Source organism: Blautia coccoides, assembly GCF_034355335.1.
Lineage (GTDB): Bacteria > Bacillota > Clostridia > Lachnospirales > Lachnospiraceae > Blautia > Blautia producta.
Window position 1 is genome coordinate 5,184,064 of record NZ_CP136422.1, and the last position, 13,664, is coordinate 5,197,727.

Consider the following 13,664-nt stretch of genomic DNA (forward strand, 5'->3'; position numbering starts at 1 on the left):
CCTTCTGCTCATCTGGAAAGGCAAAAAGCGCCGGCTATCTCGCCTTTGCCAGCGCTCTTACATCTTTGTAGTGTCCCATAATGATCAGTGTCTCGCTGCCCCGGAAGATATACTCCGGACGTGGCAGGGGATAGATCTCCTCCTGCTCCTTGACAGCTAGGATACTGATATGATACTTATTCCGCACACCTTTTTCCACAATGGATTTGCCAACCCATGGGGCCGGCACCGGAATTTCATAGATAGAATAATCCGGGGTGAGTTCAATGTAATCAAAAATATTGTCTGTGCCGAATTTAACAGCCAGACGCTCTGCCATCTCCCGCTCTGGATAGACTACCTTGTCCGCTCCATTTCTGAGAAGGAATTTCGCGTGTACATCCCTGTTCGCTCTTGACAGGACAAAAGGTGCCCCATAGTCTTTGAGAAGTGCTGTGGTCTCAAGGGAGCTTTGGAAATTATCTCCGATGGCAACCACACACAGATCAAAATTCCCCACTCCCAGTGAGGCAATAAAATGCTCATTGGTGGTATCCCCGATCTGTGCATTTGTCACCAGATCAAGGGCGTCATTGACACGGTCCTCATTTATATCAACCGCAAGGACTTCATTTCCCTCTTCTATTAATTTTGCGGCCATATGGCGGCCAAAGCGGCCCAGGCCCACAACAAGAACCGATTTCATTTTACATTTCCTCCTTTATCAGACATCAGCCCACAGACACTTTCTCCATAGGCAGTTTTGACGGTATACTGGCAATTCGGGTACCGAAAGCAATGAGTATGGTAATGCCTCCAACCCTTCCTATAAACATGAGCAGGATCAGAACTATGTGCGATATGGTTCCAAGCTGCGCAGTGATTCCCAGAGACAGGCCCACGGTTCCGATAGCGGAAGCCGCTTCAAACAGGGCATCCTGAATGGCAATTCCATCCGCAGATGATATCAGCATGGTTCCCACAAGGATCAGAAGCCCATAGAGCATAGTCACACAGCTTGCATGGCGCAGTGCATTTTCTTCCATTCTTCTGCGGAAGCACTCAATATCCTTCCGTTTCCTGAACTCTGACCATATACTTAAAATCATAATGAACATTGTAGTTGTCTTAATACCTCCAGCAGTGGAGCCTGGAGAACCGCCGACAAACATCAGGCCCACCATGAGAATTTTGCTGCATCCTGTGAGTGTTGTCAGATCCACTGTGTTAAATCCCGCAGTCCTTGGAGTCACCGCCTGGAAAAACGCACACAGCACCTGTTCTCCCAGACTCCTACCCTCCATGGAAGGTTTTCCCAATTCAAAAAAGAACATGAGAACAGCCCCTCCGAATATCAAAATGAAGGTTGCCATAAGCACCACTTTGGTGTGGAGCTTATAATTCTTATAATGCCATTTATGGATCTTGATGTCTGACCACACAAGAAATCCAAGACCGCCCACAATGATCAGAAGCATAATGGTAATACTCACCAGCGCATTTCCAGAAGCAGTCATAAGAGAGGATCCAGGTTCAAAATAGCCCATCAGATCTATTCCCGCATTACAGAAGGCAGAGATGGAATGGAACACGGAAAAATATATGCCTTTTCCCACTCCAAGTCTCGGGACAAAATAAAAGCTCAGCAAAATGGCCCCCATTCCCTCGAATAATACCGTTCCGCCGAACACAAACTTTGCCATGCGCACAATTCCGCCCACCTGCGGCGCCGCCATGGACTCCTGCATTAAAAGCCGCTGTGACAAACCAATCTTTCTTTTTGTGATAGTAAGCGCTGATATGGCGATGGTCATAAAGCCAATGCCGCCAATCTGTATCAGTAATAAAATAACGCTCTGGCCAAACGGAGACCAGAATGAATAGGTGTCATGCAGAACCAGTCCGGTGACACACGTTGCCGATGTGGCAGTAAACCAGGCATCCATAAATGGAGCTGCAGTCATCTGCCGGTTTGACACAGGCAGCATCAGCAGAAGCGTACCTGTAGTGATCACTGCTAGATACCCAAATACAATGAGTTTTGTTGTAGTCCAGTGATGTTTCTTTATTTCTGACATAAGAGTATTCCACCCTTTTTATTCTCTTGATGTGTTATCCTGTACCTACATATTCTAAATTCTTTTATATTAAAACGGCATAAAGTCATATGAAAGATGTATTAAGATAGCATAAAGATTTGTAACTCTTCAGTAAATGCATATACTTACCGAAACATTACCATGATTTGCTCTTTATGCTATCTTATCCTGTTCCCTTATTCTTTATTCTCTATCTGGTCATCGTCCCTTGACGTGCGGTAAAACCATTCCAAAAGGTCTTCCAGCGCTTCCTTTGCCGACTGAAGAGGCTTGTCAAACATTCCTGCTTTATAAAAATTGATCACAACTGCCCCTATGGGAACAGCAAGTATCATACCTATAACACTGCTGATACGGTATCCTGTATACATAAAGATCAGAGTAAGAAGAGGGTCCATACCAATGGAATCTCCCACCATTTTCGGCTCTATGATCCTTCTGACCAACTGCGTCACCAGATAAAGAATGATCAGACCCACTGCAAACTTTGTATCGCCGGACAGAAGTTTAAAGATGGCCCACGGAATAAGGGCTGTCCCGGTCCCGAAAAACGGAAGCATATCCAAAAAGGAAATAAGAAATGCAACCAAAACGGCAAAACTCACTTGCAGAAACAACAGCCCCACACAAAGTATCGCCCAGATAATAGCCATGATCTTGAACTGTGCCTTAAAATAACCGCCGAATACCTTTTTAAAGCTGTCTGAGAGCAGCTTCCATTTTTCCTGGATGATCTGCGGTGTGTTATTCCGCCCAAACTCCAGGATTCCATCCCGGTCCGCAATGAAAAAATATGCAGATAATATTGTAAAAATAATAGAGATCAGCACATTGGGAAGATGCTTTGCCATGTCTCCCGCATAACCCACTGTCCACTCACTGATATTTCCCACCAGTTTTCCTATCCGTTCTCCTAGGTCATCCTGTACATTATTGATAGAAGTCTGTACATTTTCCGGAAGCTGTTTCATGAACTTATTCAGATTGTGCTCAACCTCCTGGAAATCCTCCCGGAATCCGCTGTATATATCCGGCGCCTGATCGATCAGTGCGCTGGTCTCTTCCACTGCTTTTGCCCCTATAAAATATCCTGCCGCGATTATGGCAGCTAGAACTGCTATAATGATCAGCATAGATGTGTGCTTTCTGGCTATTTTCATCCTCTTTTCAACCATTCTCACCAGAGGGCTTGCGATCATGGCAATGATCCACCCAATGACAAAAGGCATAAAAAACCTGAGGAATCTGATTCCCAAAAAAATGGCCAGAACAACGCCCAAAACTGTAAACAATGCCGCTAGAGTACCCTTTACATACTTTTTCCACTTCTTCATATATAAATATCTCCCATGCCTGCCTGTTTTGACTGCCATCAATGCAATCTGACAACAGCCGGGGCAGATTTTCCTGCACCGGCTGCTTTAAGTATACTCTTTCATCCGCATGGGATACAATGCCTATCCCGTTAATTTTTTATGAAAAATTTGCGAACTATATCTGATCAGTAATTATGTCTGTGTTGGGGGTTCAGAATGCCGGCATATAAAAATGACAGAATCTATAACCTGGCAATTGTTATATTTCCTTCAGAAAAGCAAATGGCTCATCATCATGAAGAAAGTGCATCAGCATATATGCTGTCATGATCGCCACATTCTCTTCCCGCAGTATTCTCCTGACTTCTTCCCTGTCTGCCAGTACAATCTCAAGCTCCTCTGAGTCCTCCAGTCCATCTCGGGACGCCTGACCGGAAGCGTAGCCATATACACTGGCGCAGGACTCATCTGTCATCCCAATGGTGGTGAAATACGGCTTTTCATATGCCGGATCCACCTGGAGCGGCGACAGAGTTAGACCTGTTTCCTCTTTCATTTCCCTGATTCCGGCCTCTTTATAATCTTCACCTGGCTCTACCAAGCCTGCCGGAAATTCATAGATATAGCTGTCGATGGCGTACCGGTACTGACGCACCAATACGACCCTGTCTTTCTTCTCCCCGTAAAGGCTGTAGATAATGACTCCGTCGGGGGTGTTTTTTCTTGTTTTTATCTTCAGGTCATTTTCGGTCTTTGCCCGTGACGCCACGTAGTAATGGCCTTTTCTTCCTGTCTTGCTCTCCACATCTAAATGGTAGAGATTCACATGTGGGTTCTCTGTAAGCGGCGTCACTTTTTTTATCTCCGGCATTATTATTCTCCTCGCAGTAATACTCTGATTCTTTTATAAATAAGCAGTGTGACGGCAGAGATGATACATCCCTTCACCAGATTAAAGGGTGCCACTGCCAGCACCACAAAGGTAAACAGGTTATTGATAGCGGGATGGATCGATGTTCCCATCTGGATAAACGCGCTCACCGGCATTCCAAATGCTGCCCCATATGCGGGAAGCAGGATAAATGCGTTCACAACACAACCCACAACAGCCATTGTGATGGTTCCTATGACCATACCGATCACAGCATACATTTTGTTCCTGCGGTATTTATAGAAAAATGCTGCCGGGACAATGAAGGAGCATCCTATCAGGAAATTGGCGATCTCTCCCACACCCGCTGTGGCAGAACCGTGGATGACTGCATACAACAGTACCTTTAAAAGCTCGATCATAATACCCGCTGCCGGCCCCATGGCAAACGCGCCGACCAGTACAGGCACTTCGGAGAAGTCCATCTGGTAGAAGGGCGGTGCGATCACCGGGATGGGAAATTCAATCATCATCAATACTGTGGCCACTGCTCCAAGCATGGCTACCTGTGCCAGTGTCCTGATCTTAGAACGGTTCTGTGCGCCCGCAGGCCTTTTGTTTACAATTGCTTCATTACTCATTTTCATTCTCTCCTTTTTATGATGGTTTCATAAAAGGAAATTCTTCTTTTTCTGTCATAAGCACGCAGCGTCTTCCTGGCAGTATCACAGGAAAATTCTGAAACCATTCCTGAAACCGCAAAAATGAAACTACGAAAAAATGCCCTGATAATCAGGGCATGGATGAAATCTGCATTATGACATACATTTTCTTCTCTCATCCAGACTTTAACTGTCGGTACCGGAATCACACCGGTTCAGCCATTTACATGGGTCGCGGACTATACCGCCGGTAGGGAGTTGCACCCTGCCCCGAAGAATTTCTTTTTATTCTAATAGAAATTATAGCGCATTTGACTATATTTTTCAAGGGTTTTTGTGGATATTGTATATAAATATATTAGTTTGAGGTAGAAATATCATCATTTGAGATTGACCTATTTCTCTGGGTTATAATTGGGTTGTCAACCCCATCTATTACCTGCTCTAATATACTTTCATGATCTTGGTTTTCTTCTTGGATAAATCTTGTTGTAGCCTTTGTCTGACTCACATTCTCTATCGGAATGGTCGAGTTCGGGCCAGATACTAAGTTGCTCCCATCATCTTGAGCGTAAATATAAAAAACATATGAGCCACCAATAGAAGGAAGGATGTCATTCTCATAAAGTATATACATATCTCCATTTTTCGTTACCCCACCTACTTTTGTTATTGTTATCGGTGATTCCTGTGTTAGTTCTCCTTTTAAATTGTTTAATACCTCAACACTATAATCTGTATATGGTATTGTATCCTCTCGTTCTGTCCCATCTTCATTTTCTAATATTACAGGCCATTTGTAATTGGTAGTTAATTCATCTATTATCTTACCAATTATAACATAATCCGCGTCACCAGCCAGTTCAGAATAAGAATCAACATCAATAGAATATGAGCCCTCTAGTGTAGTAACTTTAATGCTATCCGATTTTGTTTGCTTACCACATCCAGATAGAAGAAAACAAACAATTACTCCTGTCAATAAGATTTTATTTTTCATAATTTTCCCCTTTTCTTAATATGTTTCATAAACTTCATCATATGAATGCTTATCATTTGAGGCTAATATAACGACATCACTTAAGAGAGGGTGATACCCATGAATACCATAGAAGTGCTAACGCTTTTGCTGGTAGTATTTGCGGCTCTGTCTTACATAGACAATCATATTAATAAAAAGAAATAGCATCCCCACCGCCTAAAGTTTGGATGCTATTCTTCATAGTCATTATTAACTGAGGGCAATCGGAAATTCAATTCCGATAACCTTTCTAAGTAAATTATATACTAGAGCTGCTTGTTTTGCAAGTGGCTCTTTTTACTTTCCACTTCATTCTTTTACCTCCTGAGTTTTGAAGCCAGACATTGCTAAAATACCTCATTGCTTTTGGATATTTTCTTCTTCTACCAAGGATTTCTCTATATCTGTCCTTTTATATGCCCATTTTTCCTCCAGCGCACCCAAAGCAATTTGTTCCTCGGTAAAATCCCCCGCAAATTCTTCTTTTAAGCTGCTCATATATTTTTCAATGGTCATACTTTTCCGGGTTACTTCCCTCATGGCATCTTCATAATTTTGTGCACCGCCGTAGGATTCATAAAGGGCATCAACTTCTCCTTCCTTCTTCATCAGCTCATAAGTTTCTATATTAAATGCTATTGCTCTGTCCAGTTCTTCATCTGAGACTAAAAAACCATTTTGGGCTGCAACATAATATAATGTTTTAAATTTACAGATAAAATCAAACACATCCCCTTCCGGAACGTTAGAACTTGTCAGCTTGAAAACCTCAGTCTGCCATTCCAATTCCTCATCTGTAATAACAATATGTTCACCCTTTGCATATATATCCTCACCTGCAGTCTTTCGTTTGTCATTCTTTAGATATGGATTCTTTTTTGTAAGCTTTTCAAATGCCTTTGTTTCATCAAAATTTTGGCCAACATCGGCATTCTTATTATAGAACAAAATCCCCCCACCGACAGCTAGAAGGCACAATACAGCAATTAATATTCTATTTTTCTTTTTCATAACAACGCCTTCTCTTATTGTCAAAATATATTCTATATATACTGTTATTTTTGTAAAGCATTTTTACACCAATAGATATCGCACCACTATAATAGGGCGGTTATTAGATTCTATTCATGAGGCATTATATATGCGCCATCATAGCTTACCAATCTATCTTTGGCCGGAATACTTAGACTGACTGCATATTCACAAGTACAATCCGAGCCAGAAATCACAAATTCATTCAGACCTTTTGACAACTCAATTGTAATATCACCGGAATCCTCGTCACTTACAGCATCTTCTTTCAACAGTAGGAATTTTCTCCAATCTTGAAATATTTCTAGCTTATTTTTATCTTTGCTGTAAACAATATTCAACTTTCCCGGCGTATCTTCACTGACTTCAACTGCCAGCAAAACACCATAAGAGTCATGTACTTTCACTTTGCCTTTAGATATAATAATATTATCTTTTTGCTTTATTTCTGATGTTTCAAATGATGTAGTCTTTATTTGAATAGGCCAATCAGTATACGCACAGCCGGATAACATACTTGCAGTCAGAAACAATAAAATATAACCTTTTATTTTTTTCACCATGTCCCCCCCTGACTTCATATTTAACAATTTACCAGGCGCTGTGCTTTATTGCAAAAATCAGTGCAGCGCTTTAAAAACCGCATCGGATTTTGCAGCATTCCATTTAATTATATATATTAATTGTTGGCAGATATGGTCATTTGACACAGACCTGCCGCTCAGCAGCACTTCCTATTATTTAAAAATTTTCTTCGCAACAAACAAGAAAATACATGCGCCAAAAACAGACACTATAATATTAGCCAGAAAGCCATTTGCATGAAATCCAACGATTGAAATAACGGCGCTGCCCACAAAGGAGCCGACGATTCCCGTGGCAATGGTTTTAATGAATCCTCCCTTTTTTACGTCCATAATTCTGCCGGCTATCCAGCCGGAAACTATACCTATAATTAATGATGTAAGCATTTTATCCTCCTGCTATTATTCCTTTTATGGTACCGCTCTAACTGCTCAATACCTGAATATTACTTTATACCATATTTCCTTACACTATATTCTTTAATCTTGATAACAATATTGTACCATAATAAAAATAATGTTTCATCAGGAACTTATTATTATTTATTATTCATCGTGTAACAGCAATTATATAATACATAATAGGTATTACTTATTATGTATTACTCATTGTGTATGACTCATTATACATAACTCATGATACATAACTCACAACGCAAATTCCCCTGCCTGAAACATTGCTGTTATCAGGCAGGGGAATCTATTCATTAAAAAATATCTCTTCCCTTTTCATCCGGGATCATAGATTTTCTATAAAAGAAACTGTTGATCACATCGCACCACTCCCGGCTGTTTTCAGCCTGGCGCGCAAAGCGTTCTTTAACTCTTTTGAAAATGTGCTGTGGAATTTTATCTTCCAGTGAATCCCAGTCTCTCTGCATCTTTTGAACATCTGCATATCCCTCAAAATGACTGTCATATATATGCTGGATCAATGTTTTCCCGGAGTGCAGCCGGTGTGTGTAGGGTACACGATGGAAAAACAGCAGCAGATTTTCAGGACAGCTCTCTGCATCTCTGTACAGGGCTGCATTTTTCTCAAAATACTGTTCACTGTATCCGGTACCTTTGTCGCTTCTATCAACACCTACTGCCAGATGATCCGCTCTGTGGTAGGTGCCCCATTTGGAATATTCGTATCCTTCAGGATTGGGTCCGTAGTGGTGTGCAGGGTTCACCATAAAACCGATTCCCAGAGGCGCTGTATATCTTTCATAAACTTCCCTGGAACGAAGAAGAATGTCTGAGACAACTGCCATCACCCCGCTGTCTCTGCTGATCTGCAGGGCAATCCACTCCTGCACAATTTCCTCTGCTGATGTCTGAGGATTCCAGGCCAGGCGTCCGAATCCATATAAGTTGGCGCCCGCAAGATCATGTCCTGTCCAGTTGGCATCCTTTCCTGTATTGGCAACTGCTGCCATGCCGCATTTTACCTGACCAAATGTTCTGCCGGAGATTATATCCGCAACCGTATCTTCGGGTTTTCCACAGCCTGTAGAAAAATCCAGCACTTCTTTCCACATAGGAACAAGGTAACACACATCAATCTGCTGCCCGGTGTATTCCTGGGCTATCTGCACCTCCAACATCTGGTTGGTGTGCTGCAGTCCGCCGAAAAGGGGATGAACCGGTTCCCTTACCTGAAAATCAATAGGTCCGTTTTTAATCTGAAGGATCACATTGTCATCAAATTTTCCGTCCAGGGGCATAAAATTGTCATATCCGGCACGCGCCCGGTCCGTCCTGCGGTCCCGCCAGTCCTGCTGACAATTGTACACAAAACATCTCCAGATAATCGTTCCTCCGTAAGGCTTTACCGCCCGGGCCAGCATGTTGGCGCCGTCTGCATGGTTCCTGCCATATGCGAAAGGACCGGGACGCCCCTCCGAGTCCGCTTTTACAAGAAAACCTCCCATATTGGGGATACGGCTGAAAATCTCACTGCATTTTTTCTCCCACCAGTTCCTCACTTCCTCGTTCAGAGGATCCGCGCAGGGAAGTCCGTCCAGAGTCATGGGTGCTGCAAAGTCAATACACAGGTACATGGAAATGCCATATTTCCCAAAGATACCGGAAATCTGTTCCAATTCTTTATAATGTTTTTCTGTAATAAGCCATTCTGCCCCTTCCCGGACATTCACATTATTGATGGAAATAGCATTGATCCCCACAGAACAGAGAAGTCTTGCATAATCTGTGATCCGCTTCGTTACGCATACCTTTCCGTTCTCATAGAAAAAGGAGTTTCCTGCGTATCCACGCTCAATGCTGCCGTCTATGTTGTCCCATTGGTTCAGCATTCTGACAGGATTCTGCGGAATTTCCTGAAGGGAAATGCCCTTGATCTCTTTTCCTGAGGAAACCACGAGAAGAAACCGGAAGGTTCCGTACAAAAGTCCGTTTTCCCTGGCTGCGCAGATATGGATTCTGCCGTTTTCTTCAGTTATCGCATATCCTTCCCTACCCAGATCTAGTGTGGGATTTATTTCTAACAGAATCCCAGCCTTGTTCCTGTCCTCTGTTTTGGCAATATGGATGTTAAATAATTTTTCAGATGCCGTCTCTATTTCCTGGAGAGCGGTTTTGACCAGCTCTCCGTTTTGGTCTGTATATACAGACTCAAAAAAATTCCTGTTTTTCTGATTTTCTATCGGTTCATATGCAAGCCACGCCTGCTCCCAGTTACACATAGTTTCCTCCTAGTATTTCATTTCCCGGATATGGTTTCCGCACGTTTTATCATCCCTTTAACCCTGATGTTGCAATTCCGTCTGCCAGATATTTCTGGAAGAATATGAATATCAAAACAATGGGCACTACGGAGAGCGTAGCCATCGCAAACATGGCACCATAGTCTGAAGAAGAACCCGGATCACAGAACAGCTTCAGTGCCAGGGCAACCGGATACATAGCAGCATCGTTAATATAAAGCAGTGCTGACATAAAGTCGTCCCATCTCCACATAAAGGAGAAGATACCGCCTGTGATCAGTGACGGAGCCATCAACGGCAAAATGATACGGAAGAAAATCCCATAATAGGAGCATCCGTCAATCTTTGCCGCTTCATCCAGCTCTGTGGGGATACCCTCAATAAAATTCATCATAAGATATACGAAGAATCCCTGGATGGCAAAGAAAAATGGTACGATGAGCGGAGAGAAGCTGCCTACCCAGCCAAGCTTCTCATACCACAGATACTGAGGTACCATAAGGATCTGTCCCGGCAGCATCATGGACGCAAGCATAGCGCCAAATAAAATTTTTTTGCCCCTGAACTGACATCTGGCAAAGCCATAAGCAACACAGGCGGAAGACGCCAGAGTACCTATGGTACCCACAATGGCGATAAAAAGAGAGTTCTTGAAAAAAGTGCCAAAGGATACGCCCGCAAAGCCCCGCCAACCGTTGGCATAGTTCTCCGTTGTGAATTTCACAGGAATGAGACTTCCCGCTGTTGTAAAAATGGTACTGGTTTCCTTGAAAGAGCTCATGAACATCCAGCAGAGCGGATACAGCATGGCTAATCCGAAACCGCAGACTAAAACATGATAGACAACTGTTCTTATATTCTTCGTTTTCACAATCTCACCCCTGTTCATATACCCAATATTTTTTCGTCTTAAATAATATAAATGTTATCACTGCAATAATTCCAAGCATAACCCAGGCCATTGCGGAAGCATAACCGGATTTGCTGAAGGAGAAGGACTGCTGGTACATGTACACAGCGTAGAATAAGGTGGTATCCATAGGTTTTCCCTGTGTGATGATCAAACTCTGTGTAAACGCCAAAAATCCGTTGATCATCTGCATGACCAGATTGAAGAAGATCGTAGGTGTCAGAAGCGGCAGGGTAACCCGGAAAAACTTTGTAACCTTGTTGGCGCCGTCCACATCTGCTGCCTCGTACAGAGACTTTGGAATCTGCTTTAATGCAGAGAGGAATATCAGCATGGAGGAACCAAACTGCCACACAGCCAGCAAGATCAAAGTCCAGATAGCCGTTCTTGTGTCACTGAGCCATGCAAAGTTGGTATCTATCCCCATCATTCCAAGGATGCTGTTCACAACGCCGTCAGGTGCAAACATTCTTTTCCATAAAATAGCCACTGCCACGGAACCTCCGATAATGGACGGCAGATAGTAGGCTGCCCGGTAAAATCCTGTGGCCTTTGTAGGTTTCACCAGCAGCATGGCCACAAACAGAGCAAAGATAAGTCTCAGCGGAACAGAGACCAGTGCAAAATAAAGAGTGGCCTTGATGGAATGCCAGAACACCTCATCATTTGTAAACATATCTATGTAATTCTTCAGTCCCACAAACTTTGGCGGTGACAGGATATCATAGTCACAGAGTGAGTAATAAAATGAGATTCCCATAGGTATAATCAAAAACAACAGAAATCCTATGATAAAAGGAAGGCAGAACACAACACCCGCTGTCTTTTCCTTATTTAAGAACTTATATAATTTTTTACTGGTAGGTTTCAAAATCTTCTCTCCTTTCTAAAGGCAGAAAAAGGGCTGCCGCCGTCCACAGAAGACTACAGCAGCCCTGATCGTTTATTGATGTTCCGCGTAAATTTCGTTTGCGCTGTTGAAATACTCTTCCGCAGCCTGCTGGGAAGTATATTCCCCGTATTTCACTTTTTCTTCCAGTTTCCTCAGTAAATCCTGAGCCTCACTGGTTCCCTCTGGTGCCAGAGGCGGCAGCGCACTGGAATTCGGAGTAATGACCTCTGTGATAAATGCAGCGTTTTCCTGGTCTTCCTGGCTGATCAGCGGCATGATCTCCTCGGCAATCTTAGTGGATACCGGGATGCCTCTTTCTGCCAGAAGGATCTTGTAAGCCTCTGAAGAGTTTGTAAAGTAATTGAGAACCTTTACTGCCTCTTCCGCATTTTTGCTGTCAGCGCTCACACAATAATACATACTGGGTTTTACATAGTTGGATTTTTTCGGGTCAGTGGAGGGAATCGTTGTGATCGCAATATCTGTTCCCTCGGGAGCTGCTGTCTGGTAAGCAGTCAGCATAGCTGATCCGTTGATGGTACACCATGTCATGTTGTCAGGGTTGGAACCGTAAACCATGGGGTCCTCCTCAACACTGGCTGTATCAGCCGCCTGACTTGGAGAGATGTGCCATCCTTCTTTCACGCCGTCCTCAGAAATTTTAAAATAATCTACATAATCATCTGCGCTCTTGCCGCCGAGCTTGTCCACAACCTGAATGTCGTTGGCTCTTGCATAGACTTCCATATACATTCCGTAATGGATCAGATTCGCGCGGTAGCCTGTCTTCTCGTAAACCTGTTTAGATATCTCAATGAATTCGTCCAGGGTCATGTTGTCTTTAATGGTAATGCCCAGTTCGTCCAGCAGTGTTTTATTATAGAACATACAGGACGCACTGCTTCCGGCTGCGACACCGTAAATCTTGTCTCCCACCTTGCCCATATTCACTGCATCTTCAGACAGATTTGACATGTCCAGTGTGCCGTCTTCAATGTATGGGGTCAGATCAAGAAGCTGGTTCTTATCCACATACTGCTGCAGATATGACATATCCATCTGGATGATATCCGGCATCTTTTTGCCTGCTGCTGAGGTAGCCATCTTGCTCCAGTAATCGTCCCACTGGAAGAATTGTCCCTTGACTGTGGTTCCCTCTTCCTCTTTATATTTATCAAGTACCTGCTGTGTACGCTCATTTCTCACCTGGTTTCCCCACCAGGCCATAGTCAGTTCCCCTGATGCCTGCTCTTTACTTCCGTTTCCGCCCTTGTCTGATCCGCACGCTGTCATGGAAACTGCCGCCAACGCACATGCCAGTGCCGCTGCTGCCGCTTTTTTTAAATATTTCCTTTTCACTTGTTTTTCCTCCATATTTTCTTTTGAGAAGCTCCTCTTCATGTAACTTATTATATAATGGTTTTTTGCAGATGAAAATTGATAAAACTTACTTCCAAGCTCAAAAAACATACCTGCATCCGCAAAAAAATTACTTTTTCTGTAAAAAATTGACTTCCCGCACTTTTCGTTTGTTTTTTCCGGGTAAATCAATTGCACTTTTATGTTTATTTTACTATAATTTTT

The 13,664-nt window shown here is 43.1% G+C and carries 13 protein-coding genes and 1 riboswitch; all 13 genes read right to left on the reverse strand.

Translation table 11 applies throughout. From position 1 onward, the window contains the following. Nucleotides 1-34: 34 nt before the first annotated feature. On the reverse strand, nucleotides 35-685 hold the full coding sequence (locus BLCOC_RS23345; protein WP_018593061.1) for a potassium channel family protein: 651 nt from the start codon (nucleotides 683-685) through the stop codon (nucleotides 35-37). 25 nt (nucleotides 686-710) lie between these two features. Continuing rightward, nucleotides 711-2,057 carry a TrkH family potassium uptake protein gene (locus BLCOC_RS23350; RefSeq protein WP_029471136.1) on the reverse strand — a complete coding sequence of 449 codons (1,347 nt, stop codon included), beginning with the start codon at nucleotides 2,055-2,057 and terminating at the stop codon, nucleotides 711-713. Nucleotides 2,058-2,254: 197 nt separating this feature from the next. Then, nucleotides 2,255-3,412: a sporulation integral membrane protein YtvI gene (ytvI, locus tag BLCOC_RS23355; protein ID WP_018593063.1), complete on the reverse strand. Its 1,158-nt coding sequence runs from the start codon at nucleotides 3,410-3,412 to the stop codon at nucleotides 2,255-2,257. A 241-nt stretch (nucleotides 3,413-3,653) separates the two neighbouring features. Next, on the reverse strand, nucleotides 3,654-4,265 hold the full coding sequence (locus tag BLCOC_RS23360; RefSeq protein ID WP_018593064.1) for an NUDIX hydrolase: 612 nt from the start codon (nucleotides 4,263-4,265) through the stop codon (nucleotides 3,654-3,656). Nucleotides 4,266-4,267: 2 nt separating this feature from the next. Beyond that, entirely contained in the window at nucleotides 4,268-4,906 is a 639-nt protein-coding gene (locus BLCOC_RS23365; RefSeq protein ID WP_115623504.1) for an ECF transporter S component, read from the reverse strand. 184 nt (nucleotides 4,907-5,090) lie between these two features. Continuing rightward, nucleotides 5,091-5,209, reverse strand: a riboswitch (FMN riboswitch). 76 nt (nucleotides 5,210-5,285) lie between these two features. Continuing rightward, nucleotides 5,286-5,927 carry a cell surface protein gene (locus BLCOC_RS23370; protein WP_115623505.1) on the reverse strand — a complete coding sequence of 214 codons (642 nt, stop codon included), beginning with the start codon at nucleotides 5,925-5,927 and terminating at the stop codon, nucleotides 5,286-5,288. A 378-nt stretch (nucleotides 5,928-6,305) separates the two neighbouring features. Then, a complete protein-coding gene (locus tag BLCOC_RS23375; protein WP_115623506.1) occupies nucleotides 6,306-6,959 on the reverse strand; it encodes a hypothetical protein in 654 nt (217 codons plus the stop codon). A gap of 110 nt (nucleotides 6,960-7,069) precedes the next feature. Beyond that, on the reverse strand, nucleotides 7,070-7,543 hold the full coding sequence (locus tag BLCOC_RS23380; RefSeq protein WP_115623507.1) for a hypothetical protein: 474 nt from the start codon (nucleotides 7,541-7,543) through the stop codon (nucleotides 7,070-7,072). Between the two features lie 174 nt (nucleotides 7,544-7,717). Further along, the gene (locus BLCOC_RS23385) at nucleotides 7,718-7,951 is read right to left on the reverse strand and encodes a GlsB/YeaQ/YmgE family stress response membrane protein (protein WP_018593067.1); all 234 of its coding nucleotides are present in this window, start codon (nucleotides 7,949-7,951) and stop codon (nucleotides 7,718-7,720) included. Nucleotides 7,952-8,271: 320 nt separating this feature from the next. Further along, on the reverse strand, nucleotides 8,272-10,257 hold the full coding sequence (locus BLCOC_RS23390; RefSeq protein ID WP_115623508.1) for an alpha-glucuronidase family glycosyl hydrolase: 1,986 nt from the start codon (nucleotides 10,255-10,257) through the stop codon (nucleotides 8,272-8,274). 49 nt (nucleotides 10,258-10,306) lie between these two features. Next, the gene (locus BLCOC_RS23395) at nucleotides 10,307-11,167 is read right to left on the reverse strand and encodes a carbohydrate ABC transporter permease (RefSeq protein ID WP_018593069.1); all 861 of its coding nucleotides are present in this window, start codon (nucleotides 11,165-11,167) and stop codon (nucleotides 10,307-10,309) included. Then, nucleotides 11,154-12,059, reverse strand: a complete 906-nt coding sequence (locus BLCOC_RS23400; protein ID WP_018593070.1) for a carbohydrate ABC transporter permease — start codon at nucleotides 12,057-12,059, stop codon at nucleotides 11,154-11,156. The genes BLCOC_RS23395 and BLCOC_RS23400 overlap by 14 nt, the downstream gene beginning before the upstream one ends. 72 nt (nucleotides 12,060-12,131) lie before the next feature. Next, nucleotides 12,132-13,439 carry an ABC transporter substrate-binding protein gene (locus BLCOC_RS23405; protein WP_226984899.1) on the reverse strand — a complete coding sequence of 436 codons (1,308 nt, stop codon included), beginning with the start codon at nucleotides 13,437-13,439 and terminating at the stop codon, nucleotides 12,132-12,134. Nucleotides 13,440-13,664 lie beyond the last annotated feature (225 nt).